Here is a 25,835-nt window from a genome sequence, read left to right on the forward strand (position 1 = left end):
ACTGTTCCAGTCGTACCCTTGTAAGAACTGTACTTACGTGATTTTCGTCTGAACTTATTTCCTTTAAGTCCAAGTTTCCTCATGATGCGTTGAACCTTCTTGTGATTGACTTCATCCCACGATTTCTCAATTCTAGTTTGATACGACGATATCCATAATTACCATTATGTTCGTGAAATATAGATTGAATAGTAACCTCTAATGCTTGGTCAGGATTCTCTTTCTTCATCATTTTAATATGATAATGGTAGGAGGATTCAGGAATACCGACTACTTGTAAAACATCTTTTAATTTGAAGGTTTCTTTGAGTTCGAGTGATAACGCTGCTTGTGCTTTTCGAGATAACCCTCCGGATCCATCTGAAAAGCTCGCAACTTTTTTAAGTATTCTACCTCTAAACGAAGAAGTTCGTTCTCTCGTTCCAATTTTTGTTCGTTTGTCATTTCGCTCTTTTTTGCTTGTTTGCCTTTTATATTCTCAGCTTTATCAGACATGGGTGGCCGTCCTTTCGGTCTATTCAGGCCTTCACTCCCATCCTCTGAAAATGCTTTTTTCCATGAGGATATAATAGTTGGATTGGTTAGCCCAAAATGAAGGGCAGCATCTGTTTCTGAAGAACCTGTTCTTTTTATAAAGCTTAATACATCCAGCTTGAATTGAACAGAATAACTTTCAGTATGCTTCTTACTTGTTAAACCTTCCTGTCCGAGCTTCTCGTATACTTTCACCCATCTGTCAATGGCTGATTTCGACTTAATCCCATGTTTCTTGGCAAGGGCTCTATATCCAAGTTTTCCTTCCAGATATTCTCTTACCACCATAAGTTTAAATTCTTCACTATATTTTTTCATAAATAAACACCCCAAAAGCCAGATTTTACTCTAACTTTTGGGGTGCAGTACATTCTCCCTGCCTTTTTGGGCAAGGAGAACCGTCCCTTTTGTGTTATTTGTGGTCGATAATCGCCCAATAGGCTGGTTTTACATTGTATTCCGGATCAAATACAAATGGTGCATCTTTTCCTGCTCTTCTTTCTACTGTTACATACGGTGCATTTGTATTTGTTACAACATTACCTTCTGCATCATAGTAAACATCTGCACGGTCATTCAGCCATGTATGGTTATCAGCAATACCCCAGAACGTTACATTGCTGATTTTATCGCCCAATTTCTCATATAACTTAAATAAACGGTCATAACGGTCTGCTTGATCTATGAATTTCTGTGCTGGAATAGAATCATAGGTAGGATACGCCCTAACTGGCCAGCCATACATGCTCACGTCAAGCTCAGTAATTTGGTTATCTAACCCAAGTTCAGTAAACATGTTAATTGTGTCTTCAATTTCTTTTTCAGATGGCCAGCCGATTTGAATGTGAGCCTGATGCCCAACACCATCAATTGGAACGCCTTGCTCTTTTAAACTTTTTACTAGGTTATAAAGATATGTTCTTTTTGGTGTTACTTCTGAGTTGTAATCATTGATATATAGCTTAGCGTCTTGTGCTGCATATTCTCTTGCTGTTTCAAAAGCAACTTTAATATAGTCAGTTCCAGCAATTTGGTACCAGGCTGAATTTCGAAGGCCACCAGGTTGACCGCCCCATTCATCAATTACCTCATTCACAACATCCCAAGATTTTACATCATTTTTATAACGTGTTACCACTGTTTTAATATGATCATGTAAACGCTGTAATAAAAGCTGTTTGTTTGCAGCGCGTTTTACTGGATCTGTCTCATTTGGCATCCATTTTCCATCCTTATCAGTGAAGAACCAATTTGGTACCTGACTATGCCATACAAGAGTATGGCCACGTACTTCCATTCCATTTTCTCTTGCAAATTCGATAATTTTATCAGCTTGTTCAAAGTTATATACGTTTTCTGATGGATGAATGCTACTAGGCTTCATTACATTTTCGGCTACTATACTATTAAAATGACGCTTTAACATTTGTGTGTCTTTTGCATCTAATAATTGATATGGCTCAACCGCTGCACCAATGGTGAAAGAATCTTTATATCGTTGGTCCAATTGTGGTGCTGTTAAACCGCTAATACTTGGTTTATTTGAGATATTTGTTTCGGCACCAACTGTTGATCCTACAGGTAATAACAAAGCTAAAGCTAATCCAGAAAGGATAGGTTTACGTAGAACTTTTAGCATGTTTTATTCTCCTTTTTAATTAAAGATTTTTATTTTCATTAGGGTTCCTTTTTTAAGAACCTTCTGCCTTTTCTGAATTTATTTTAACTAAAATAACTTTGTTTAAATACCCGACAAAGTAAAGGTTTTACTTTTATTACTAAAGGTGATAATTCTCATAAATGTTAATAGCATACAACACAAAAAAGGCATCATTTTATAAAAATGATGCCTGCAACTTTTATTCCTTTTCACTACGCCATCAAGTATTTATCGACTTCCTGTGCAACTTCCCTGCCTTCGTTAATCGCCCAAACGATGAGGCTCTGGCCTCTTCTGGCATCGCCTGCAGCGAACACTCCTTCAACGTTGGTTTTGAACTCACCGTATCTGGCTGAAACCTTTTGGTTGACTGCCTTTACACCAAATTGGCTTAACAATGGCAGTTCAGTACCTTCAAAGCCGATTGCGATAAACACAAACTGAGCTGGCCATACTTTTTCAGTTCCTGGGATTTCTTTAAAATAATAGCGACCTTCTTCATCCTTTAGTTTCTCCATTTGGATGGTGTGAAGTTCTTTAAGCTTCCCATTTTCATCGGAGATGATTTTCTTTGTTTGAATCGAATATTGTCGTGGATCTTCCCCAAATTTGGTTTCTGCTTCCTTATAAGCATAATCCATGGTAAAAACGTTCGGATATGCTGGCCATAAATTATCAGAAGTACGCGCACCAGGTAATTGCGGGTGCTTGCCGAACTGAACGACACTCTTGGCTTTTTGACGAAGCGCTGTGGCCACACAGTCCGCACCTGTGTCGCCTCCGCCGATCACAATGACGTCTTTATCTTCTACATTAATAAATTGACCATCCTCAAAGTTCGAATCTAATAAACTTTTTGTCGCTAGAGTTAAATAATCCATCGCAAAGTGAATTCCCTTTGCTTCACGGCCTTCAATCACTAAATCCCGCTGTTTTTGAGCACCTGTACAAAGGATGACCGCATTGAACTGTGCTTGAAGTTCAGCAGCTGTGATATCTTTACCCACTTCTGTATTCGTAACAAAGTCAATGCCTTCCTGTGTCAATAAACGAATCCGGCGTTCTACAACTTCTTTCTCAAGCTTCATGTTCGGAATTCCATACATCAGCAAACCACCTGGACGGTCGGCACGCTCAAAAACCGTTACGGAATGGCCTGCTTGATTAAGCTGATCGGCCGCTGCCAAACCAGCAGGGCCGGAACCGATCACCGCCACTTTTTTTCCAGTTCGTGACTTTGGAATCCTTGGTGTGATCCATCCGTTTTCAAAGCCTTTATCGATGATCGCTTGTTCAATATTCTTAATTGTAACCGCTGGGTCGGAAATAGCTAACGTACATGAACCTTCACATGGTGCCGGACAAACCCTGCCTGTAAACTCAGGGAAATTATTTGTTTTCATCAGCCGGTCGAGCGCTTCTTTCCAACGGCCGCGGTACACTAAATCATTCCACTCTGGGATCAGGTTGTGAATCGGACAGCCTGATGTTGCTCCTTGAATCTCCATTCCGGTATGGCAGAAGGGGATGGAGCAATCCATGCACCGCGCCCCCTGTATACGTAACTTTTCATCAGAAAAAGGAACCGTATATTCGCTCCAATCGTTTTGGCGTGTCAGCGGATTTCTTTCACCCACTTTTTCGCGGGAATATTCCATAAATCCCGTTGGTTTCCCCATTGTTCCTCTCCCCTTTCTTAGCGATTTGCAGCTTCCTGCTGTTTAGATGGTTTTGGTTTTGCAGAGGAGTTCGCTAAAAAGGCGCTCATAACTGCTTCTTCTTCCGATAATCCTGCTAATTTTTGCTCTTCAATCAAATGAATCATCCGTTTATAATCCTTCGGAATGACTTTGACAAATTTTCTAACACACTTTTTCCAGTTTTCGAGAACACAGCTAGCCTTTACACTTTGAGTGTAACGGAAATGGTTTTCGATTAACTGTTTTAGCTCATCCTGATCGGCAGCGGTTGATACCGATTCAAATTCAATCAGTTCTTGATTACATAAATGTTTAAATGTATCCTTGTCTTCAGCTAAGACGTAGGCAATTCCTCCGGACATACCAGCTGCAAAGTTTTTGCCAACATCACCTAAAATAACAACACGCCCGCCCGTCATATACTCACAGCCATGGTCGCCAACTCCTTCAACAACCACATTGACGCCGCTATTCCGAACCGCAAACCTTTCGCCTGCACGTCCGTTAATATAAGCTTCCCCGCTTGTTGCCCCGATAAAGGCGACATTTCCAGCGATGACGTTTTCTCCAGAAGCAATCTTCATATGCTCATCTGCTCTGACGATAATTTTTCCGCCGGATAGACCTTTACCAACATAATCGTTTGCGTCCCCGGTAAGTTCAAGCGTCATTCCTTTTGGTGCAAAGGCACCAAAGCTTTGTCCGGCAGAACCGGTAAATCGTAAGGTAATAGTATCCTCCGGAAGACCATCTTCACCATAGCGTTTGGAAATTTCACTTCCGACGATGGTTCCCGCCACGCGATTGATGTTCGAAATCGGGTAACTTAAATCGACAGGTGTCCCCTGCTGTAAAGCTGGTTGAACAGCCGGAAGAATTTGTTTAATATCTAGTGATTCGTTAATTCTATGATTTTGTGAAGTTTTGAAGGTGCGGTATCCTTCAGGCTTATACAGTAACGATGTTAAATCCAAATGCTGCGCTTTCCAATGTGATTTTGCTCGCTCACTTACAGTTAATACATCTACACGGCCGACCATTTCCTCAACACTTCTGAAACCAAGCTCAGCCATAAGCTCACGCACTTCCTGTGCAATGAAACGCATAAAGTTAACGATATAATCTGCTTCACCCGTGAACTTTCTGCGAAGCTCAGGGTTTTGAGTGGCAATGCCAACCGGACATGTATCTAAATGACAAACACGCATCATGACACAGCCAAGGACTACTAGCGGTGCGGTTGCAAAGCCAAATTCCTCCGCTCCAAGCAAGGCTGCCATTACAACATCCTTACCTGTCATTAATTTTCCATCGGTTTCAAGCACCACCCGATCACGTAAACCATTTAACATAAGAGTTTGGTGTGCCTCTGCTAAGCCAAGTTCCCACGGTAAACCGGCGTGCTGAATGCTCGTTTTCGGCGATGCACCCGTTCCGCCATCGTAACCGCTGATGACAATCACATCGGCTACTGCTTTCGCCACACCGGCAGCAATGGTTCCGACCCCGCCTTTTGAAACAAGCTTAACGCTGATACGGGCGTCGCGGTTGGCATTTTTCAAATCATGAATCAACTGCGCCAAATCCTCAATGGAGTAAATATCATGGTGCGGTGGCGGTGAAATCAAGCTAACTCCCGGCGTTGCCCCACGAACATCGGCAACCCATGGATATACTTTCGTTCCCATCAACTGGCCGCCTTCACCCGGCTTTGCACCTTGAGCCATTTTTATTTGCAGTTCTTCTGCATTAACAAGGTAATGACTCTTTACACCAAAACGACCGGAAGCAACCTGTTTGATCGCACTTCCTCTGTTGTCGCCATTTTCATCTATAACATAACGGCTTGAATCTTCGCCGCCTTCTCCCGAGTTGCTTTTTCCGCCTAATCGGTTCATAGCAATCGCTAATGTTTCGTGCGCTTCCTTACTGATGGATCCAAACGACATCGCACCTGTTTTAAAGCGACGCACAATCGAATCGACTGATTCTACTTCTTCAATCGGCACAGCTGGTCGTGTTCCATTAAAGGAGAATAAATTGCGTAAGAAGCCAAGTCTTTCATCATTAGCCTGTGTCGAGTATTTTTTAAATAAATCATAATCACCGTTGCGGCAAGCCCATTGTAATGTGTGGATGGTTCCTGGATTAAAGGCATGGTGTTCTCCATCATGTCGCCATTGAAAGTTACTGCCTGATTCTAAGGTCTTGTCGGTTAATTCAGTAAAAGCTTGCGCATGACGCAACTGCGCTTCCTGGGCGATTGTGTCTAAACCAATTCCGCCAAGCTGGGAAACTGTTCCTGTAAAGTAGGTGTCGATAACATCTGAGCTGATTCCAACAGCTTCAAAAATTTGTGCACCACGGTAGCTTTGCACCGTAGAAATCCCCATTTTTGACATAACCTTTACAACACCCTCAGTCATGGCATAGATATACTTTTTAACTGCTTCTTGATAAGTGAACGGTATCGTTCCTTCCTCAACAGCTTGCTGATAGGTAGCGAACACAAGATATGGGTTAATCGCATCAACACCGTATCCTAGCAGTACTGCAAAATGGTGAACTTCTCTTACTTCCCCTGTTTCAATCATGATACTTGCCTTCGTTCTTAATCCTTCACGAATCAAGTGTTGATGAAGTGTGCTCGCTGCCAATAAAGATGGTATGGCTGTCTTTTTGGCATTCATATTTCGATCAGACAGGATAATCAAGCTTGCTCCATCTGCAATTGCTTGGTCTGCTTGACGGCAAATATCGTTAAGACTATTCTCTAAATCCTCTGCGAACAGGATGTCGATCACTTTACTTTCAAATGATTCGTTCATCTTTAATACTTCAAGCTGGCTGTTGGTTAGGATCGGTGTCTCCAACTGAATCCGATGGCAATTTTCTGCTGATGGATGAAGTAAATTCCCTTCTGCTCCTAAATAGGAAATGGTTGAAGTGACAATTGCTTCACGAATCGAGTCAATTGGCGGATTGGTTACTTGGGCAAATAATTGCTTAAAGTAGTTAAACAAAGTTTGAGGACGGTCTGATAGAACAGCAAGCGGCATATCATTTCCCATCGCTCCTAGAGGATCCTTACCTTCAGTCACTGCGGGAAGGATATATTTTTGAATATCTTCATAGGTGTATCCAAAGGCTTTTTGAAGGACCAGTAACTCAGCCGGGATCTCTCCCTCAGCCTCTACGCTATCTTCCAAGCGAACAAGTTGTTCATTTAGCCATTGCTGATACGGCTGTTGCTGAGCCAACTGTGACTTGATTTCCTCATCGGAAATGATTCTTCCTTCTTCTAAATCTATCAAAAGCATTTTTCCTGGGCGAAGGCGCTCTTTGTACAGTACCTTTTCCGGCTCTACATCAATGACACCAACCTCAGATGAAAAAATAATGTAATCATCTTCTGTAACATAATAACGAGCTGGACGGAGGCCGTTCCGGTCCAAAATCGCACCGATTTGTTTCCCATCCGTGAAAGAAATAGCGGATGGTCCATCCCATGGCTCCATTAGAGAACTGTGATATTCATAAAAAGCCCTCTTTTCCTCTGTGATATGAGGGTTTTCAGACCATGGCTCTGGGACTAACATCATCGCTGCATGGGCTGGCTTTCGGCCGGCAAGGACTAAAAATTCAAGCGCATTATCTAAGATCGAAGAGTCACTTCCATCTGTATCGAGGATTGGCAGTACTTTTTCCAAATCGGTTCCAAACGCCTCTGATACAAATTGACTTTCCCGCGCCTTCATCCAGTGAATATTTCCCTGAAGTGTATTAATCTCGCCATTGTGAATTAAATAACGGTTTGGATGTGCTCTTTCCCAGCTTGGAAATGTGTTTGTACTAAAGCGTGAATGCACTAAAGCAAACGCAGAGACAAAATTCTCATTCTGTAAATCCAAATAGAACTGATCTACTTGTTCAGGCGTTAACAGACCTTTGTAAACAATAGTCCTGCTAGAAAGACTAGCAAAGTAAAAACGATACTCTGATTCCTTTGCCCATTTTTCTGCTTGTTTCCGAATGACGTATAATTTTCGTTCAAATGCTAATGAATCCGTACTTTTTTCGCTGTCACCAACAAACAACTGGCGAATAACAGGACAGCTTTCCTGTGCCGTTACCCCTATTGGTTCGGGATTGACTGGGACTGTTCTCCAGCCAAGCACCGTTTGCCCCTCTTGTTCGACCATTTTATTGATATAGTTTTCAATTTCTTCCCGTTCACTATCATCCTTAGAGAAAAACAGCATCCCCACACCGTATTTCCCTTTTTCTGGCAAGTTTATTTCTGGACATTCTTGGCGGAAAAATTGATCCGGTATTTGAACCATAAGTCCGGCGCCATCGCCTGTAAGCGGGTCACTTCCCTGTCCGCCGCGATGATCCAATTGACAAAGCATCTTTAGTCCTTTTACCACAATATCATGTGTGGCATTTCCTTTTATGTGAGCATACAAGCCGATTCCGCAGGCATCATGTTCAAATTCTGGACGGTAGAGACCTTGTGCTTTTGGTAGTTGATGATACGTCATTTCAAATCTCTCCCTGTTAGTTAAATTGTCGAAATATTTATATCCACTATTCTAGGTTTTCTAATTTATACAAACAATATATAATTTATATCAAACCAATCTAATTCTTATATAAATGAAAGGAGGAACAACAATGGAGCTTCGTCAATTACGTTATTTAATCGAAGTGGCGGAACGGCAGCATGTTACAGAGGCAGCTGATCATCTTAACGTGGCACAATCAGCTGTCAGTTATCAAATTACCAAACTAGAAGAGGAGCTAGGGGTTAAGTTATTAGAAAGAGTCGGCAGAAACATTAAGATTACACCGATCGGAAACATTTTTTTACAATTTGCAATAAGTGCATTAAAAACATTAGATGAGGGTAAGGAAAAAGTAGAAGAATATCTCGATCCACTAGGAGGAACGCTTCATATTGGATATCCTTCAAGTCTCTCCATCTATTGGATTCCAACTCTAATTTCGGCATATAAGGAAGTGGCGCCAAATGTTAATTTCCATTTACGGCATGGCTCCTATGCCTACTTAATTGATGCGGTTAAAAACGGTGAAATCGATTTGGCCTTTCTCGGCCCTGTTCCCATGAAGGAACCCGATCTCGAGGCTAAGATTTTATTTATGGAAAATATCGTCGCCTTGATTCCTGAGCGTCATCCCTTGGCTGATAAAAAAAGGCTGAATTTAAGTGACTTGCGGACCGATCCATTCGTTTTATTTCCAGATGGATATGTGCTTCGAAAACTTGCAGTAGATGCCTGTCATGAGGCTGGCTTTGAACCGAACATTGCGTCCGAAGGGGAGGATATGGATGCATTAAAAGGACTTGTCTCAGCAGGAATCGGCGTTAGCCTGCTGCCTGAGAGTACTTTCTATGACTCGGTTCCACGGTTCACAGTCAAAGTACCGATTGAAACACCCAAAGCCATGCGTACAGTCGGGGTTATTACGCCTAAACATAGAGAAATTGGACCATCCGAAAAGAATTTTTATCAATTTCTAATCCAATTTTTCAACCGGTTGGACCAATACAAATAATGAGTTTTACAAAAATCACTCTCCTTAAGCTGCTTTTGGCAATAGAAAAAAGGATTTAAATGCTTATATTTACGGTTAATCCAAAATGTACATGGGAATAATAAAAAGTGTTCGTAAATTTTAAAACTAGAAAGGAGATAATTACATGCCACAAGGAGCTACTGAAACAAGCACCTTAAAAGTTGGTGATCCGGCACCGGATTTCACAGTGGAAGCCCATGGCGGCCGCAGAGTGACTTTGAGTGAATTCCGCGGATCTAAAAATGTATTTCTTTGTTTTTATCCTCTAGATTGGACCCCAGTTTGAGGCGCGCAAATGCCTTCATACGAGGATGATCTCCCTCGTTTTGAAGAATTTGATACCCAGGTCCTGGGTATTTCAGTCGATAGCGTTCACAGTCATGATGCATGGGCAAAATCTATTGGTGGAATATCATATCCGCTTTGTTCCGATTTCTATCCACATGGAGAAGTTTCGGAGAAATATGGCGTTCTTCGTAAAAACAAAAGCGAACCGGCATATGGAGCTTCCGAACGAGCCCTGTTTATCATTGATAAAGAAGGAATCGTTCAATGGATTGATGTTCATCCACTTGATAAGCAGCCTGACAACGAAGAGTTGTTTGATGTTTTAAGAAAACTTTAATCCTAATTTTGTTAGTAGAATATAAGGAGGCTGTGTATGGAACTATCAAGAAAAGCTATCCCATATACACCTAGCACCAAACCACTGCATGAAATGACCATTATGATTGTTTCCACTTCTGGTGTTCATCTAAAGGATCAGGAGGCATTTAACACCGATCAGTCAGTAGGAGATACGACCTTCCGTATTATTCCAGGAGATGTTGATGCAAAGGATTTAACAGTCACTCATGCAGCCCCAAAGGAGCATTATAATACAGATGCCCCGAAAGAGGATATTAACTGCGTTTTTCCTATTGACCGACTGCGGGAAATGGTAGACGATGGAGACCTAGGCGGGGTTGCTGAGAAACATATGACCATGATGGGTTATTCCATGCGTTTAAATATTATTAATAAGGAAACAATCCCTGCACTCGTAAAGGAAGTAGTTCGTTCCAAAGCGGATGCTGTCCTTTTAACTGCCGGCTGACCTCTCTGTCATCGCACTGTAGTTACAGTGCAGCGCGGCATTGAATCTCAGGGAATTCCTACAACATTGATTACGTTGGACGTTGAACAATCCAGCTTGATGAGGCCGCCACGGGCTATACATCCAATAGGGTTCGAATTTGGACATTCGCTAGGAAAGCCTCATGATAAAACAACACATATGAAAGTATTAATGGCAGCACTGGCAGAACTAAATGAAAGACAAGAGCCAGGAAATATACATGATGTACATTTTCCATCTTATTAAATGAACCTGAACCAAGGGGACGGTTCTTCCGGCCTTTTTAGGCCAGAAGAACCGTCCCCTCTGTTTTAGACCGGATATACAGGGTGTTTTCGTTCAGAGAAAATGAGATATTTTGAAGAATATGCCTCGAAACGATTTACGAGTTCCTTACGTAATGAGTTTGCTGGTATGATACCGTCAATCACCATTTCGGAAGCCAAATTATAAATATCAATATCCTCTTTGTATTCCTCACGTTTTTGTTCGATAAATGCAGCACGTTCTTCTTCCGGCAGAGCAGCAATTTTATTCGCATAAACGGCATTAACGGCTGCTTCTGGTCCCATAACCGCAATGGACGCGGAAGGCAAAGCAAGACACGCATCTGGTTCAAATGCAGGGCCAGCCATAGCATAAAGACCAGCGCCATATGCTTTACGTACGATAACAGAGATTTTCGGAACACTTGCTTCAGACATCGCTGAAATCATTTTCGCACCATGGCGTATGATTCCTGCCCGTTCTACTTTTGTACCGATCATAAATCCAGGCACATCCACTAGGAATAAAAGAGGAATATGGAAGGCATCGCAAAGATTAATAAATTTTGCGGCCTTATCGGCTGAATCGTGGAATAATACCCCGCCTTTAACTCGCGGCTGGTTGGCGATGATTCCAACAGATTTCCCATCCATGCGGGCAAGTCCGGTTATGAGTTCACCAGCAAAAAGTTTCTTGATTTCAAAGAAAGAGCCTTCATCAATAATCCCATTGATTAGATCAAGCATATTAAAAGGTGAATTCTGATTCACCGGAATTAACTCTTCTAATGGTTTCTTCAATGGTTTAGGGTCAACTGCCTCACGAACTGGCGGTTTTTCTGAGAAATTGGCAGGAAAATAAGATAGATAGTTTCTAGCCATTGAAATGGCTTCTTCTTCATTTTTTGCCAGAACATCACCGCAGCCTGAAACAGAACAATGCATGCGAGCGCCGCCCATTTCCTCCAAGGATACATTTTCACCAATAACCATTTCCGCCATTCTTGGTGAACCCAAATACATTGACGCATTTTTATCAACCATAATTACAATGTCACAAAAAGCTGGAATATAGGCCCCGCCTGCAGCAGATGGTCCAAATAGAATACAGATTTGAGGAATTTTACCTGAAAGTTTTACTTGATTGTAAAAGATTCTTCCTGCACCTCGACGCCCAGGGAACATTTCCACCTGATCTGTTATCCGTGCTCCAGCTGAATCTACTAAGTATAATATTGGCACTCGAAGTTTTTCAGCTGTTTCTTGGATTCGAATGATTTTTTCAACCGTCCGAGCTCCCCAAGACCCAGCTTTAATGGTTGAATCATTGGCCATCACACAGACTGTCTGGCCATTAATCTTGCCCATCCCTGTCACAACTCCGTCTGCCGGAAGATCCCCCGCCATACAGTTTGCAAATAGACCATCCTCTAGTTCAAGGTCAGAATCAAATAATAATGATAAACGATCGCGGACGAACAATTTTCCCTGCTCTTGGTTTTTCTCGTGATATTTGGGAGGTCCACCCTTTTTAATTTGTTCGACTCTATCATTTAAAGTTTGTTGGAGAGGTTTCATTTCCACAGTCATTTTTCCTCCTCGATTCATTCTTATTCACCAATATAATTTGGAGTACGTTTCTCTTTAAAAGCCTGCAATCCTTCTAAACGATCTTTTGTTGGGATCGTCACTTCATAGGCATTTTGCTCTATGGCTAGACCGGTGTTCAGGTCAACATCATAGCCTTTATCGATTGCGAACTTTGCTTGTGCTACGGCAATCGGGCCATTCTGAACAATTTGTCCGGCAATTTCCAATGCTTTATCTAGTAAACTCGCAGAAGGGACCGTATATTCTACTAATCCAACCTCAAGGGCTTCAGCGGCACCAATTCTTCTAGCAGTGAAAATCAGCTCTTTGGCACGTCCCTTTCCTACCAATCTTGGTAAACGCTGTGTTCCGCCGGCACCAGGTATAATTCCTAGTGATGTTTCCGTTAGACCAAGCTTCGCAGTTTCAGCGGCAATGCGGATATCACAAGCGAGCGCTAGTTCAGTACCTCCGCCAAAAGCTACGCCGTTCACAGCTGCGATGACCGGCTGGGGTAATGATTCTAAAGAGTTGATATTATCGCGGATCAAAGAAACCGTCTTCCTCACCTGAACCGCATCCATTCCAGCTCTTTCTTTTAAATCAGCTCCAGCACAAAAAGCTTTCTCCCCTGCCCCAGTAATAATGATACAGCGGACTGTTCGATCATATTTACAGGTAAGAAGTTCGTCACGGAGACCCTCTAACATCTCAATTGATAAGGCATTAGCAGCTTCCGGCCTATTTAACGTAATCATTATAATGCCGTTATCCAGCTTGTTAACTAAAATGGTTTTACTCATGATTTCACCTTCCCTCAAACGGTCTTTCCAAGCTTTCCACCCAGCCCAGAGCTTGCGGCTTGAAAACTTTTACTAGGTAAAGTTCTGCCTATCTTTTCCTGAATAAATTGGGATGCATGAAGCAGCTTTTGCTGATCAACTCCAGTGTGAATACCCATCCCGTGAAGCATATAGAGTAAATCATCTGTCGCTGCGTTACCCGATGCTCCAGGCGCATATGGGCATCCTCCTAAGCCGCCAAGAGAAGAATCAAAAATGGTAATCCCCATATCTAACGATACTAAGATATTGGCCAAAGCTGTTCCCCTTGTATCGTGAAAATGCATGGCTAATTTATCTGCTGGAAATCTTTTTAATAAAACCTCCAAAACTTCTTGAACTTGCTTTGGATTTGCGACACCGATTGTATCTCCGAGAGACAGCTCTGCAATCCCCATTTCAAATAAAACTTCGGAAACTCGTATGACACTGTCGATATCAACAGGACCTTCATACGGACATCCAAAAACGGTTGAAACATAACCTCTGCTGAATTTCCCTGCTGAAATGGTTTCTCTGACCAAACCTCGTAACACAGGGAAAGTCTGGTCAATACTTTTATTGATATTTTTTAGATTATGAGTTTCACTAGCAGACATAAACACAGCTACTTCATCAATGTTCGCTTGAAATGCCCGTTCCAAACCATAAAAGTTTGGAACGAGTGCTGTATAGGTGACACCAGGCACTTTGGTAATGCCAGTTGCAACCGCAGTGGCATCTGAAAGTGCAGGAATCCATTTTGGATTAACAAAAGAGGTAATCTCAATATGCTTCAGTCCACTTTCTGACAATTGATTAATCCAAGTAATTTTATCTTCTGTTGAAATAAAGGTTTTTTCATTTTGTAACCCATCACGGGGACCAACCTCTTTAATCGTTACACCTTTCGGCCACTTCATTGCTCCATCTCCTTTCCACCTTACCAAGGATTATTCGACAACTACAATGACGTCGCCTTCATTTACAAATTCACCCTCTGCCACTTTTATTTCTTTTACCGTTCCATCGAATTCAGCCGCAATTGGAATTTCCATTTTCATCGATTCTAAAATAACAACATCCTGACCCTCTTCTACTTGATCTCCGACTTGAACTAATACCTTCCATACACTTCCTGCCATACTTGCAATGATTTCAGTCATGATTTTTCCTCCTATTTTACCTTGTTGGTCTTATTCGTTTTTAAATACTTGCTGACAAAGTCTGTTGTCGTATCGCCTGAATGGAATGCCGAATGCGCAACAACTTCTTGCAGCATAGGAATATTTGTTTTAATTCCTTCAATATGATAATCAGCCAATGCAGCTTGGAGGCGATTGATTGCCTCATCACGGCTGCTTCCTTTGACAACCAGCTTTGCAATCATGGGATCATAAAAAGGAGTGACCACGGATTGCCCGTGAATGGCTAATTCATGTCGAACTCCCGGTCCGTTCGGCAACTCTAATTTGGTTATTTTTCCAGGTGAAGGGAAAAATGTTTTGGGGTCTTCTGCATAGATTCTAACCTCAATGGCATGGCCCTCACGCTTTACCTCTTCCTGAGAAAAATTCAAAGGTTGACCCGCAGCAATTTGTAATTGTTGTTCGACTAAGTCTAATCCTGTAATTTCTTCTGTAACCGGGTGCTCCACTTGCAAACGAGTATTCATTTCAAGAAAGTAGAAGTTTTGCTCTTCATCCACTAAGAACTCGATCGTTCCTGCATTTTTATACCCAATAGATTTTGCCGCTTTGACTGCAGCCTCACCCATCTTGGTACGTGTATCTTCAGTTATAAACGATGATGGTGCTTCCTCCACAACTTTTTGATGACGACGCTGAATCGAACACTCACGTTCCCAAAGGTAAACGGTATTTCCAAAACCGTCAGCTAAGATTTGAATCTCAATATGTCTTGGATTGGCAACAAATTTTTCAATATACATCGACCCATCGCCAAAGAAATCAGTAGCCCGCTTTTGGTTTCCAGCAAAAGCTTTTCGAATTTCATCACCATTCTGGACCACCTGCATTCCAATTCCCCCGCCACCCGCGGATGCTTTCAGCATTACAGGGTAACCGATGTGATCTGCCACTTCTACCGCTTCCTCTGCATCTGATAGTGGGTAGGTAATCCCTGGTACGACAGGAACACCTGCTTCCTCCATCACTTTGCGTGATTCAATCTTACTTCCCATTTTCGAAATAACATTTGGAGAAGGTCCGATGAATATCAGCCCTGCTTCTTCACAACGGCGGGCAAATTCAGCATTTTCAGAAAGCAGGCCATATCCAGGATGGATTGCCTCCGCTCCTGAAGCCTGCGCCACCTCTAGTATCTTATTAATATTTAAATAGCTTTCTGCTACCCGGGAACCGCCTATTAAATAGGCCTCATCCGCCATTTTTACATGTGGAGCATCTGCATCAGCTTCAGAGTAGACTCCAATTGTTGTAATACCTAAGGCTTTGCATGTACGGATTACACGAACAGCAATTTCGCCCCGATTAGCAATTAACACCTTTTTGAACATGCCTTTCCACCCTTTCTCGCTCTATCAATATAGGTTCAATACTCGTAAGCTTCATTACAAAGATATGTAAAAATTTAATGATTTATTTTTTAAACGATCTTAAACTCCTAATCTTGTAAATGGAACCAGTCATTTGCCAGGCATGTTCCTAACAAATGACTAGCCCTGCCTATTACCTTTTAACGGATGCTCTTTCAGCAACAATTTTTTGTATTTGTGCAACGGTAGCTGGATCTTCTAGTCCTGTAATATCGCCTTGAACCTGTCCGGATACAACGATTTCCTTTAATAGACGGCGCATGATTTTTCCGCTGACTGTTTTCGGCAGCATATCAGTAAAAATAATCGATTTTGGAGCTGCAATTTTGCCGATTTGTTGAATGATTTGAGCATTTATTTGCTGTTTTAATTCTTCTGTTTCTTGATAGCCATCAGCGAGACGGACAAATACAAGGGGTACTTCTCCTTTAATCTCGTCAGGGATTCCAATGATTGCCGTTTCAGCTACACCCTCAGTTTCTAGTACAGCACTTTCCATCTCCATTGTACTTAAACGATGTCCTGCTACATTAAACGCATCATCCGAACGGCCGACTACCCATAAATATCCATCATCATCTAGTAATGCCAGGTCGCTGGCATAATAACAGCCATCCACTTGGCTAAAATAGGAGGCGTAGTAGCGCTCAGGTTCTTTCCAAAGTGTGCGGCAAAGCATTGGAAATGGTTTTCGAATCACGAGATTCCCTAACCTTCCAGGTTGAACTGGATTGCCTTCTTCATCAACCACATCCATTACAGCACCTAAGAACGCAGTACCCGCGGCACCAGGTTTCATCGGTGTCAGCCAAGCTGCTCCCGCAATTGGCGAACCTGCTGTTTCGGTTTGGCCCCACGTATTATTGATATATACTTTCTTCTTTCCTAACACATCATATGTCCAGTACCAGGTTTCCGGATCGAAAGGTTCTCCAACAAGGGAAATGACATCGAGACAAGATAAATCAAATTTCTCTACTGCCTTTTCTCCCATACTTTTTAACATTCTTAATGCGGTTGGGGCAGTAAACAGTTTATTCACTCTGTATTTTTCAATGATTTGATAAAAACGATCCTTCGTTGGATAATCAACTGCCCCTTCAAAGACAACAGTTGTTACGCCATTTGCTAAGGCACCTGTAATTCCCCAAATGTGCATGGTTAACCAGCCGATATCCGCGGTACACCAGAAAACATCGTCATGATGGTGATCCATATGATACTTGGCATATATGTAGTTCTGAATGACAAAAGCCATACCGGAGTGCACGACACCTTTTGGTTTACCAGTGGTACCACTGGTATAAAATACAATACCGCTCTCATTCGCTTCTAATCTCTCAGGTTCACAAACAATGCTTGCGGCTTTTGTCTGCTCATGCCACCAGTAATCCCGGCCCTCTTTCATTTGAACCTCAGAACCCAATCTGTCTACCACAATGACAGCTTCGATTGAAGCTATAGATGGTACAACATGATCGACTTTTTCCTTTAGACGAATGAGTTTACCCCTGCGTTCAGTTGCGTCCGCCGTAATTAATACTTTCGGTTCAAAATTAATCAGTCTGTCCGTTAATGATTTTTCGGAGTAACCAGAGAAAATTGTATTGTAAATGGCGCCAATCCGGAAACAGGCTAAAACGGAAATAATGGCTTCTGCTAGATTTGGAAGAAAAATAGCGACACAATCGCCTTTCTTGACTCCAAATGATTTAAGGACATTCGCAAATCGATTTACCTCGGCGAGAAGCATATTATACGTGTAAAATTTGCTGTCCCCGTTCTCACCCTCCCAAATCAGAGCGGTTCGGTTTCCAGCACCATTTTCGATATGCCGATCTAGTAAATTAACACTCGGGTTACTAATGCCGCCGGTAAAAAAGCTAAAATCAGGAAGTTCTCCACTAATGGTTTCTTTCCATGGTTCATACCAAACAAGTTCTCGTGCTGCACGGTCCCAAAAGGCAGCAGGATCTTCTTGAGATTGTTTAAGAAGTTCTTGAAAAGCTTCGGTGCTGCCAATGGAGGTTGAACGCACTTTTTCTTCTGCTGGATAAATGAGTTTACTATTTGATACGACTTGTAAAATTCCACTGATATCCATGTCATGGCTCCTTTAACAATGATATTTATTCCCCACAAAAAATCATTAACATCCAATTTGTTTTGCAATGACCATTCGTTGAACTTCTGAAGTTCCTTCACCAATTTCCAAGAGTTTCGCGTCACGGAAGAATCGCTCAACTTGATATTCCTTCATATATCCATATCCGCCATGAATTTGAACCGCTTGGTCACATGCACGCATACAGATTTCCGAAGCAAATAACTTTGCAAATGCGGCTTCCTTCTTAAATACTCGTCCTTGGTCCTTTAACCAGGCTGCTTTGAAAACCATATTCCGAGCTAATTCAATATTCATTGCCATGTCAGCCAACTTAAATTGGATGGCCTGGAAGTTAGATAAACTTTTTCCAAACTGCTTTCTTTCTTTTGCATATTGAAGAGATTTTTCATAAGCTCCTTGAGCAATACCTACCGCCATGGCACCAATTCCAATTCTGCCGCCATCAAGAGTAGCTAAGAATTGTTTGTAACCGTTTCCAATTGTACCTAGCAGATTTTCTTTTGGAACTCTTACATTGTCCATGATCAGTTCTGTCGTATTCGAAGCATGCAGACCCATTTTTTCGTAGTTGTCAATCACAGTGAATCCTGGAGCATCAGTAGGAACGATAAATGCAGTGATACCGTTAATTCCTTTTGAGCGGTCTGTTACGGCTGTGACTGCCAGGTGCTTGGCATAGCTTGCATTTGTAATGAAACATTTAGAGCCGTTAATGACCCATTCATCTCCATCAAGAACTGCTGTTGTTTGGGTTCCGCCTGCATCGGAGCCTGCATTTGGTTCAGTCAAACCGAATGCCCCAAAAGATTCTCCAGTACAAATGGGTGTTAAGTATTTTTCCTTTTGCTCGTGGGTGCCAAATAGATTAAGCGGCGCCCCGCCTAAAGAAATATGTGCTGAATATGTAATACCTGTGGATGCACAAACGCGGCTAAGTTCTTCAACGACAATTGCAAAGCTGACTGTGTCTGCTTCACCACCCCCATATTGTTCAGGGAAAGGAAGACCCATGATCCCCAGCTCGGATAATTTTGAAAAAATCTCCTTAGGGAAATCCCCTGTTCGATCACGTTCATCTGCTCCAGGAGCAACCTCTGCATCGGCAAAATCCCGAATTAAATTGCGGATCATTTCTTGTTCTTTCGTTAAATCAAAATTCATTTATTTACAACTCCTTTCAATATCCTGATTGTTTTTAGTAAAAAAATATAAAAACAAACTAGTAAACTCACTTTTCTATGTACAGCCCCCCTTTCATTATTGTCTAAACTTTCTTATAATCAGAATATAACGATTAGCATTATTATGCTATGTACGTTTTCATGAATATAGTTGTAATAAATTTGTGACTTTCACACAAAAACATAAAATGGACCGAAATATAAAAGAATTTAATTTCATAGAGGAAGAGTGATGAACGATGCAAGAAACATTAACTCATCGGCAGCTAAAGTCCTTAATCCATGTGTCCAACGTAATTAATTCCAAATTAGATATTAATACCATTTTTGAATCCATCATGAGTGAAACGATATCTGTGGTTGAAGCTGCTGGGGGCGGCTCGATATGGATTTTTGACAAAAACCAAAATCGACTGATCGCAAAATCAGCGCAAGGATTATTTTATCCACATATTTTTAGGCAAATTAAACTTGTCAGCGGCGAATCCATGACAGGGATGGCTTTTGCAGCAAAAAAATGTCTCATTTTTTGGGATGAGGGGGAAGTTAAACAGGCACTTTCTACATTAACCCCATATAATAGAGATTTATTAGATCAGGCTATTCCAAGTAATTTCCACTTTACCTCTGTCATTTCCTCCCCTATTTTACAAAAGGGAAAATGTATTGGGGTCATTACATTAGACTCGTTTGAACAATCATTGCAGTTTAAACAAGAGGATATTCATTTATTAGAAGCGATTGGTCACCAAGCTGCTGTTGCCTTGGAAAGATCCAAACTATTTTTTGAAAAAGAAAAAATGGTTCACACCCTTTCCCATTCCATTGAAATACATAGAAACTTAGCTAATCTTGTTGTGAATGGAGAAGGTATTCAATCTATTTTGAATTATATACATAATACAATTGGACAGCACCTGTTTCTCTTTGATGAAATAGGAGAACTAAGGGCTTCAGCATGTCATTCCTCATTTTCTGTTGAAATGACCGAATATATGAAAGCGTATGCAAAACAAATTATCCTAACACTAGAAAACTCACATACCGTTTCCGAAATAACATTAATAGACGATACATATCAATTAGTTGTTTTACCGCTTGGATCTAAGCAAAAGTCTCTTGGTGGTCTAATCATCCTTTCTCAACAAAAAGTTAGTAATGTGGATATCGCCGCTCTTGAACATGCTTGTACGGTCATTTCACTTGAACTTGTAAAAGAGCATGCCGTATTTGATACACAGCAGCGTTTAAGAGGCGAATTCGTGACTAAGCTTTTTTCAGGACAGATTGATGAGCTGCTGATTCAGAAAGCAAAAAATTTAAATTTTGATCCTAACTGGAACTACGTGGCGATTATTATTAATGTTAAAGATAAATTAAACGAGCAAAAGGTCTTAGGCGATCCCGTTATCAGAAATTTACTCCATATGACCAATAGGACATTACTTGGGAGGAACTTTCAAGTAACGGCAGTAAGGGATAAGAATCAAATCGTTGCTCTTCTATCTTTGCATTCAAAAGTTTCATCCTCCAATATTGTTGCTGAATTAAAGGAACTTGCAAAAAAATTACAGCAAGAGATTAATAATAAATATAGTGAGATAGATGTATCGATCGGTATTGGAAGAATGAAGCAAGGGCTTACTCTTGTACATGAGTCATTTGTAGAAGCAACCAAGTGCATAAAATTTCTAAAAAACTATCTTTTTGATGATAGAATTATTAGTTATACAGACCTTGGGGTTCAAAGATTTATTTTACAAAATTCAACGGAAGAATTGATCGATTTTATCCAAGAAGTATTAGGTCCTCTAATTCAATACGAACAATCTAGAAAAGGCGAATTGTTAAGTACTCTGATTGTGTATTTAGACCAAAATCAAAATATCCGGAAAACGGCAGATTCTTTACATATTCATACTAATACCCTAAGCTATCGTTTAAAGCGGATTGAGGAAATTCTAGTAACGGATTTAAATGATAGTCATTCCTTATTTAATATTCATTTAGCCATAAATATTTATCAGTTTATTAAAGATAAAGATACATTACAGAAAATGAAAAGTTAAATTACTAGAAACAGGATAAAAAGCCCATCTATTAAAAAGAGAAATTTGGGTAATAGGGTCCGAAACGAAATCACAAACAAGTTCTATTGATTCATTTTTCCAAATATAGTAATTTTTCAGTTAATATCTACACTCTCCTCTGGTAATATACATATAACTACCATTTATTTCTATACTCGAAATAATAAAATGGCAGCTATTACATACTGGAGGGAAAATTCTATGAAAAAGTTTTCAAAGGCTGTTATTCCAGCCGCAATGGCATTAACGATGACACTTTCATCTACTGCATTGGCAGGACCTCAATCAAATCCAAACGGACCCTATATTGAGGGAGAACAAAATATCTCTTTATCAAGCTACCTGTCAAATGAGGAACTAGCCAACACGCTGCAGAAATTAGAAGCATCCTCTAAAGGGAAAATGAAGTTAGAAGTTGTCGGATATTCTAACCATACATTAGATGAATATAAGACCGAAGTAGAAAAAGGGGATCCCTTGTATCTTGTCAAATTCGGAGATGCGGATCCAAACAAAAAAAGAATTTTAATTACAACGCAAATTCATGGCAACGAACAAATTGGAACAGAAGCTGCCATTGATATTATTCAAAAACTATCAAGCGGCGGACAGGAAATCGATCAAATCCTAGAAAACGTGTCTATTTGGATTATGCCAAGAATTAATCCAGAAGGTTCAGATAATACATTTGAAGGTAAATGGTACCCTACTCGTTACACACACCAAACCTGGCTTCCAGAAAACATAGCACTTCCTGCAGGTACCTTGGCGCCTTGGTACTATAACGCAGATGGCAGTGAAAGAGGTCAGGCAAATGATGGCCGTGTGGTGTATGGAATCCCTGGTTACGACCAAAACCGGGACTACAATCCGAATTTGGATTTTAGGGTAGAAAATGAAGATCCAGCCAAAATAGCACAATTCCTGAATAATAAAGCAACCAATAACAGCAATTATGGCGGTTTCTATGTAACAGCCGAAGCACGTACGGTGACAAAAGTATTTAAAGACTTTAAACCGGATGTTTTTGTTGATGTTCACCATCGTGGATTTAATACTCTTTCTGATGAGGATAACCGATCCGTTCCTGTTCAATTCGCTGCTGTAGTGGCAGATCCTTATAAGGATCCTTTTACAGGCAAGAACTATGAAGTGGATGCAGATGTATTAAAACTAGGGAAACAAGTTAATGCGCTTGCCAATCTTGCTCTTCAAAGAGGGAACTCACATTACGGCGCCATTCAAAAATATCCTGACGTTAACCTGCCAGGTACAGCATTAGGAGCGTTTGCTTTAAATGACGCAGCCATCATGCTGATTGAAATCAAAGGACAAAGCCAGACACTAGGACAAAAACAAGCAGGCATGCTGAAGGAAACCGTAAAAGTTCCATTATTTGAGGTATTTAAAGGGCTTGCAGACGGATCAATTCATGATGTGGATCCAGCAATTTATGACGCCATTCCAGAATCAACGAACAGGATTGAAGACCCTACAACAAGAGATTAATAGATTTTTATAATAAGAATATGCTTTGAGGCTGACCCAATACTATTACTTTTGGGGTCAGCCTTTTTTGGTTGTAGTTGGACTACAGTCAAATGACACTAGTATAAAAATACTGTGCGGTAAAACCATTACAAAAATTCATAGATACATTCTAGATTTACAGGATTTCGGTATTTTTTCGATTAAAATATTTACAAATTCTAGCAATTAATTTACAATTGCATCAATAGAAATTCTTAATTAAGAACAATATTAACAAAAGGCGTGAGGTAATGTTATATCCACTAATCGAACAGAAAAAGAAGATTCATATTGTAAAAGATTTAAATTCCTGTGCATGTGGTCTAAAGTATAATAACGATTTGGTGATTAAAAGAAAAACCCTTAAAAAAATTAGGTTTGTTGAAATTGGCAAGGTAACATGCGAGAAATGCGCATCAAAACTCTTAAGTTATGATTAATCACGATTGGCACTTGGTTTCCAGAGTTACCAACAAAAATTTGGTTATTTTAGGAGGATACATAAATAATATGGAATTAGCTTTGCTTGACGAAAAAATACTTGATCAAGAATGGTTAGAACTAATGGTAGAAGCACGAAAGTTAGGAATTTCTATAGATGAAATTAGGGATTACCTCAAGCAATCTTCTTAGACCTTTTTGGGGTCTTTTTTATTATAACCGAAAAAAAACAAAGCACATTTGCTTAGACATGCTTTGTCCCTTTACAATATTATCTTCCAAATGTGCTAATATAATCGGTTTCCTCTAATATTTTGAAACTTTCTATCTCTTTAGTCACTTGAACATTTCTCGGGAGAAGTACGAGCGCTTTATTTACAACGGTAATCTCATATTCGATATCACAGACAGCTGGTACTTGCCCAATAATCTTTTGAGCCAGTTCAAAAGGGACACCTACTTGAGCGATTTTGTGACCGTTGGAAACACCATTTTCGTTAGACAGAGCTTGTTTTTTATTTAGAATATGAATTTCTCCAACTTGAACAACTTTTCCTTCATCATTCTTGGAATCATATGTACGAGCAAAAATAACCACTTCCTGCCGTTTCATGAATACATTCACCTCCATTAATTAACAATTCATTACCATTATAAGTTCTTAATTAAGAACATTCAAGCAAAACATCCCCTCTTAGGTAAAAGTGAAATAAAACTCTCTCGTATGCAAATGGATAGTAAAAGGGAAAGATACTAAGGTTGAAGAAAGAATCATTACAGGAAGGAAGATATTAAATGGCAGATATGACACTTTTTATTAAAGAAGCAACAAGTATGCTACCAATTCAAACATTAGAAACGGTCCTTATGCAAATGGATGGGGTCGAAAGAGCCCTGGTTGATACAGAGGATGGTGAGGTGAAAATTACTTACAATGAAAATCAGGTTGCTCAGGAGAAAATTATCAATAGGATTCAAGAGCATGGATTACACCTTTTAGAATAGATGTTTTATAGCTTAAAAAGGCAAAACCGCCACATTCTAAGTAAACGGTTTTGCCTGTTATAACGACTTCTGGATTCTTATAGGACCTCTCCATTACTTTCAATTACTTTTTTATACCATTGGAATGATTCTTTCCGTTTTCTTTCCAGTGTTCCACTGCCGTCATCGTTCTTATCGACATAGATAAATCCATAGCGTTTGGACATTTCACCGGTAGACATACTGACTAAGTCTATACAACCCCAGGCAGTATAACCCATCAGTTCCACCCCATCTTCGATTGCCTCCCTCATTGCCCGCACATGTTCCCGGAGGTAGTTAATTCGGTAGTCATCATTGATGGAGCCGTCCTCCTCCATTTGGTCGTACGCCCCTAAGCCATTCTCAACGACAAATAGCGGGACCTGATATCTTCCATAAAGCTTGTTTAAGCTGATCCGCAAACCAGCCGGATCTATTTCCCAGCCCCAGTCACTAGCCTGAAGGAATGGGTTTTTTACACCACCAACAATATTTCCTTGTGCTTTTTCCTCTTCAGACTTTTCTTTTTTATCTGTACGAGACATGTAATAACTTAACCCAATATAATCTACTTTACCTTCTTTTATTACGTCCAAATCACCATCATGAATTTCTAGTTCGATATTTTTCTCCTTAAAGAAGCGCTTAATGAAAGCTGGATAATCACCGCGTACATGGACATCCGCACAGAAATAGTTAAACAATTCCTCTTCCTTTAAGGCATACATAATGTTTTCCGGATTGCAATCGTAAGAATAAACAGGAGCAAACAGAATCATACAGCCAATTTTTGCACCTGGAATTATTTCTTTACAGGCTTTTACAGCTATCGCACTAGCAACAAATTGGTGATGAAAGGCCTGGAAAGTCTCCTGGTAACGACTTTCTTCACTCTGAGGAGAAAAGCCCATACTCATAATTGGCATCTTCAAGGCACCGTTAATTTCATTAAAGGTCATCCAATATTTCACTTTTTCTTTATAACGTTTAAAAATGACATTGGAATATCTTTCAAAGAAGGGAACAACCTGGCGATTTCTCCAGCCCCCATATTCTTTCACTAAGTGCAGCGGCATTTCATAGTGAGAAATCGTTACAACAGGTTCAATCCCATACTTTAGTAACTCATCAAATACCCGGTCATAAAAAGCCAAACCTTCTTCATTTGGTTCCAGCTCATCACCATTAGGAAAAATCCTTGGCCAAGCAATCGACATCCGAAACACTTTAAATCCCAGTTCAGCAAACAGCGCAATATCTTCCTTATAACGATGATAAAAATCTATAGCTTCATGATTTGGATACGTGTATTTCTCGTGATTGATTTCAAAGTTAAAACCAGCAGACATTAAAATTTTAAGGCGCTCTTTCCCGCCCGGGAGAACATCGGCAATATTTAATCCCTTATTCCCTTCTTTAAATCCACCTTCTATTTGGTTAGCAGCCGTTGCACCGCCCCATAAAAATCCCTCTGGAAATTTTTTTAGTTTAGAAGTCAATCCTCTAATCCTCCAATCGATTTACCGTAGTAAAAATAGATAACATTTATTTCTTTTTTCGGGAAGTTTGAAT

At 40.5% G+C, this 25,835-nt stretch carries 23 protein-coding genes; 8 read left to right on the forward strand and 15 right to left on the reverse strand.

The window, feature by feature from the left end; translation table 11 throughout:
- The 6 genes from ACIQAA_RS16825 to gltB form a co-directional block, all read right to left on the reverse strand.
- The coding region (locus ACIQAA_RS16825) for an IS3 family transposase (RefSeq protein WP_402621984.1) at positions 1 to 152 on the reverse strand (152 nt) is incomplete at its 3' end.
- Positions 80 to 232 carry an IS3 family transposase gene (locus tag ACIQAA_RS16830; RefSeq protein ID WP_402621609.1) on the reverse strand — a complete coding sequence of 51 codons (153 nt, stop codon included), beginning with the start codon at positions 230 to 232 and terminating at the stop codon, positions 80 to 82. The genes ACIQAA_RS16825 and ACIQAA_RS16830, both read right to left, overlap by 73 nt.
- A gap of 56 nt (positions 233 to 288) precedes the next feature.
- Positions 289 to 852, reverse strand: a complete 564-nt coding sequence (locus ACIQAA_RS16835; protein ID WP_402621611.1) for a helix-turn-helix domain-containing protein — start codon at positions 850 to 852, stop codon at positions 289 to 291.
- 94 nt (positions 853 to 946) lie between these two features.
- Positions 947 to 2,173: an endo-1,4-beta-xylanase gene (locus tag ACIQAA_RS16840; RefSeq protein WP_402621613.1), complete on the reverse strand. Its 1,227-nt coding sequence runs from the start codon at positions 2,171 to 2,173 to the stop codon at positions 947 to 949.
- Between the two features lie 233 nt (positions 2,174 to 2,406).
- On the reverse strand, positions 2,407 to 3,873 hold the full coding sequence (gltD, locus tag ACIQAA_RS16845) for a glutamate synthase small subunit (RefSeq protein WP_402621615.1): 1,467 nt from the start codon (positions 3,871 to 3,873) through the stop codon (positions 2,407 to 2,409).
- A gap of 17 nt (positions 3,874 to 3,890) precedes the next feature.
- Complete coding sequence (gene gltB / locus ACIQAA_RS16850; RefSeq protein WP_402621617.1) at positions 3,891 to 8,438, reverse strand: glutamate synthase large subunit; 4,548 nt, start codon at positions 8,436 to 8,438, stop codon at positions 3,891 to 3,893.
- A gap of 133 nt (positions 8,439 to 8,571) precedes the next feature.
- Here gltB and gltC point away from each other — a divergent pair, with 133 nt between their 5' ends.
- The 4 genes from gltC to ACIQAA_RS16870 all read left to right on the forward strand — a co-directional run bounded on the left by gltC (position 8,572) and on the right by ACIQAA_RS16870 (position 10,858).
- A complete protein-coding gene (gltC, locus tag ACIQAA_RS16855) occupies positions 8,572 to 9,474 on the forward strand; it encodes a glutamate biosynthesis transcriptional regulator GltC (protein WP_402621618.1) in 903 nt (300 codons plus the stop codon).
- 145 nt (positions 9,475 to 9,619) lie between these two features.
- Positions 9,620 to 10,120, forward strand: coding sequence for a peroxiredoxin (locus tag ACIQAA_RS16860; RefSeq protein ID WP_402621619.1), 501 nt, complete (start codon positions 9,620 to 9,622; stop codon positions 10,118 to 10,120).
- A gap of 36 nt (positions 10,121 to 10,156) precedes the next feature.
- Entirely contained in the window at positions 10,157 to 10,591 is a 435-nt protein-coding gene (locus tag ACIQAA_RS16865) for a glycine/sarcosine/betaine reductase selenoprotein B family protein (protein WP_402621621.1), read from the forward strand.
- A gap of 66 nt (positions 10,592 to 10,657) precedes the next feature.
- Positions 10,658 to 10,858 (forward strand): hypothetical protein, encoded by a 201-nt coding sequence (locus tag ACIQAA_RS16870; protein WP_402621623.1) that lies wholly within the window; start codon positions 10,658 to 10,660, stop codon positions 10,856 to 10,858.
- Between the two features lie 65 nt (positions 10,859 to 10,923).
- Here ACIQAA_RS16870 and ACIQAA_RS16875 read toward each other — a convergent pair whose 3' ends face one another.
- The 7 genes from ACIQAA_RS16875 to ACIQAA_RS16905 all read right to left on the reverse strand — a co-directional run bounded on the left by ACIQAA_RS16875 (position 10,924) and on the right by ACIQAA_RS16905 (position 19,156).
- The gene (locus tag ACIQAA_RS16875; RefSeq protein ID WP_402621986.1) at positions 10,924 to 12,456 is read right to left on the reverse strand and encodes an acyl-CoA carboxylase subunit beta; all 1,533 of its coding nucleotides are present in this window, start codon (positions 12,454 to 12,456) and stop codon (positions 10,924 to 10,926) included.
- Between the two features lie 32 nt (positions 12,457 to 12,488).
- Complete coding sequence (locus ACIQAA_RS16880) at positions 12,489 to 13,271, reverse strand: enoyl-CoA hydratase (RefSeq protein WP_402621624.1); 783 nt, start codon at positions 13,269 to 13,271, stop codon at positions 12,489 to 12,491.
- A 14-nt stretch (positions 13,272 to 13,285) separates the two neighbouring features.
- The gene (locus ACIQAA_RS16885) at positions 13,286 to 14,212 is read right to left on the reverse strand and encodes a hydroxymethylglutaryl-CoA lyase (RefSeq protein ID WP_402621626.1); all 927 of its coding nucleotides are present in this window, start codon (positions 14,210 to 14,212) and stop codon (positions 13,286 to 13,288) included.
- Between the two features lie 30 nt (positions 14,213 to 14,242).
- The gene (locus ACIQAA_RS16890; protein ID WP_402621628.1) at positions 14,243 to 14,455 is read right to left on the reverse strand and encodes an acetyl-CoA carboxylase biotin carboxyl carrier protein subunit; all 213 of its coding nucleotides are present in this window, start codon (positions 14,453 to 14,455) and stop codon (positions 14,243 to 14,245) included.
- Positions 14,456 to 14,466: 11 nt separating this feature from the next.
- Positions 14,467 to 15,828, reverse strand: coding sequence for an acetyl-CoA carboxylase biotin carboxylase subunit (gene accC, locus ACIQAA_RS16895; protein WP_402621629.1), 1,362 nt, complete (start codon positions 15,826 to 15,828; stop codon positions 14,467 to 14,469).
- Positions 15,829 to 16,000: 172 nt separating this feature from the next.
- Positions 16,001 to 17,971 (reverse strand): acetate--CoA ligase, encoded by a 1,971-nt coding sequence (gene acs, locus ACIQAA_RS16900; protein WP_402621631.1) that lies wholly within the window; start codon positions 17,969 to 17,971, stop codon positions 16,001 to 16,003.
- Between the two features lie 45 nt (positions 17,972 to 18,016).
- Positions 18,017 to 19,156, reverse strand: coding sequence for an acyl-CoA dehydrogenase (locus tag ACIQAA_RS16905; RefSeq protein ID WP_402621633.1), 1,140 nt, complete (start codon positions 19,154 to 19,156; stop codon positions 18,017 to 18,019).
- Between the two features lie 259 nt (positions 19,157 to 19,415).
- Here ACIQAA_RS16905 and ACIQAA_RS16910 point away from each other — a divergent pair, with 259 nt between their 5' ends.
- The 3 genes from ACIQAA_RS16910 (at position 19,416) to ACIQAA_RS16920 (ending at position 23,429) form a co-directional block, all read left to right on the forward strand.
- Complete coding sequence (locus ACIQAA_RS16910; protein WP_402621634.1) at positions 19,416 to 21,245, forward strand: helix-turn-helix domain-containing protein; 1,830 nt, start codon at positions 19,416 to 19,418, stop codon at positions 21,243 to 21,245.
- A 222-nt stretch (positions 21,246 to 21,467) separates the two neighbouring features.
- On the forward strand, positions 21,468 to 22,775 hold the full coding sequence (locus ACIQAA_RS16915; protein ID WP_402621636.1) for a M14 family zinc carboxypeptidase: 1,308 nt from the start codon (positions 21,468 to 21,470) through the stop codon (positions 22,773 to 22,775).
- A gap of 531 nt (positions 22,776 to 23,306) precedes the next feature.
- Complete coding sequence (locus ACIQAA_RS16920; RefSeq protein ID WP_402621638.1) at positions 23,307 to 23,429, forward strand: anti-repressor SinI family protein; 123 nt, start codon at positions 23,307 to 23,309, stop codon at positions 23,427 to 23,429.
- Between the two features lie 79 nt (positions 23,430 to 23,508).
- On the opposite strand, the gene ACIQAA_RS16925 is transcribed toward ACIQAA_RS16920, so the two are convergent.
- On the reverse strand, positions 23,509 to 23,850 hold the full coding sequence (locus ACIQAA_RS16925) for a hypothetical protein (RefSeq protein WP_402621640.1): 342 nt from the start codon (positions 23,848 to 23,850) through the stop codon (positions 23,509 to 23,511).
- A 182-nt stretch (positions 23,851 to 24,032) separates the two neighbouring features.
- On the opposite strand from ACIQAA_RS16925, the gene ACIQAA_RS16930 reads away from it, so the two are divergent.
- A complete protein-coding gene (locus ACIQAA_RS16930; protein WP_179599146.1) occupies positions 24,033 to 24,242 on the forward strand; it encodes a heavy-metal-associated domain-containing protein in 210 nt (69 codons plus the stop codon).
- A gap of 77 nt (positions 24,243 to 24,319) precedes the next feature.
- Here the strand turns inward: ACIQAA_RS16930 and ACIQAA_RS16935 are convergent, their stop codons facing one another.
- Positions 24,320 to 25,762 (reverse strand): glycoside hydrolase family 1 protein, encoded by a 1,443-nt coding sequence (locus tag ACIQAA_RS16935; protein WP_402621641.1) that lies wholly within the window; start codon positions 25,760 to 25,762, stop codon positions 24,320 to 24,322.
- Positions 25,763 to 25,835 lie beyond the last annotated feature (73 nt).

The sequence above is a fragment of the Neobacillus sp. NPDC093182 genome (assembly GCF_044754045.1).

Excerpts from the sequence above, each read along its gene's own strand:
- ACIQAA_RS16830 (WP_402621609.1), bottom strand. The coding sequence starts at position 232 with ATGATGAAGAAAGAGAATCCTGACCAAGCATTAGAGGTTACTATTCAA.
- ACIQAA_RS16835 (WP_402621611.1), bottom strand. The coding sequence starts at position 852 with ATGAAAAAATATAGTGAAGAATTTAAACTTATGGTGGTAAGAGAATAT.
- ACIQAA_RS16840 (WP_402621613.1), bottom strand. The coding sequence starts at position 2,173 with ATGCTAAAAGTTCTACGTAAACCTATCCTTTCTGGATTAGCTTTAGCT.
- gltD (WP_402621615.1), bottom strand. The coding sequence starts at position 3,873 with ATGGGGAAACCAACGGGATTTATGGAATATTCCCGCGAAAAAGTGGGT.
- gltB (WP_402621617.1), bottom strand. The coding sequence starts at position 8,438 with ATGACGTATCATCAACTACCAAAAGCACAAGGTCTCTACCGTCCAGAA.
- gltC (WP_402621618.1), top strand. The coding sequence starts at position 8,572 with ATGGAGCTTCGTCAATTACGTTATTTAATCGAAGTGGCGGAACGGCAG.
- ACIQAA_RS16865 (WP_402621621.1), top strand. The coding sequence starts at position 10,157 with ATGGAACTATCAAGAAAAGCTATCCCATATACACCTAGCACCAAACCA.
- ACIQAA_RS16875 (WP_402621986.1), bottom strand. The coding sequence starts at position 12,456 with ATGAAACCTCTCCAACAAACTTTAAATGATAGAGTCGAACAAATTAAA.
- ACIQAA_RS16880 (WP_402621624.1), bottom strand. The coding sequence starts at position 13,271 with ATGAGTAAAACCATTTTAGTTAACAAGCTGGATAACGGCATTATAATG.
- ACIQAA_RS16885 (WP_402621626.1), bottom strand. The coding sequence starts at position 14,212 with ATGAAGTGGCCGAAAGGTGTAACGATTAAAGAGGTTGGTCCCCGTGAT.
- ACIQAA_RS16890 (WP_402621628.1), bottom strand. The coding sequence starts at position 14,455 with ATGACTGAAATCATTGCAAGTATGGCAGGAAGTGTATGGAAGGTATTA.
- accC (WP_402621629.1), bottom strand. The coding sequence starts at position 15,828 with ATGTTCAAAAAGGTGTTAATTGCTAATCGGGGCGAAATTGCTGTTCGT.
- acs (WP_402621631.1), bottom strand. The coding sequence starts at position 17,971 with ATGGATATCAGTGGAATTTTACAAGTCGTATCAAATAGTAAACTCATT.
- ACIQAA_RS16905 (WP_402621633.1), bottom strand. The coding sequence starts at position 19,156 with ATGAATTTTGATTTAACGAAAGAACAAGAAATGATCCGCAATTTAATT.
- ACIQAA_RS16910 (WP_402621634.1), top strand. The coding sequence starts at position 19,416 with ATGCAAGAAACATTAACTCATCGGCAGCTAAAGTCCTTAATCCATGTG.
- ACIQAA_RS16915 (WP_402621636.1), top strand. The coding sequence starts at position 21,468 with ATGAAAAAGTTTTCAAAGGCTGTTATTCCAGCCGCAATGGCATTAACG.
- ACIQAA_RS16920 (WP_402621638.1), top strand. The coding sequence starts at position 23,307 with ATGGAATTAGCTTTGCTTGACGAAAAAATACTTGATCAAGAATGGTTA.
- ACIQAA_RS16925 (WP_402621640.1), bottom strand. The coding sequence starts at position 23,850 with ATGAAACGGCAGGAAGTGGTTATTTTTGCTCGTACATATGATTCCAAG.
- ACIQAA_RS16930 (WP_179599146.1), top strand. The coding sequence starts at position 24,033 with ATGGCAGATATGACACTTTTTATTAAAGAAGCAACAAGTATGCTACCA.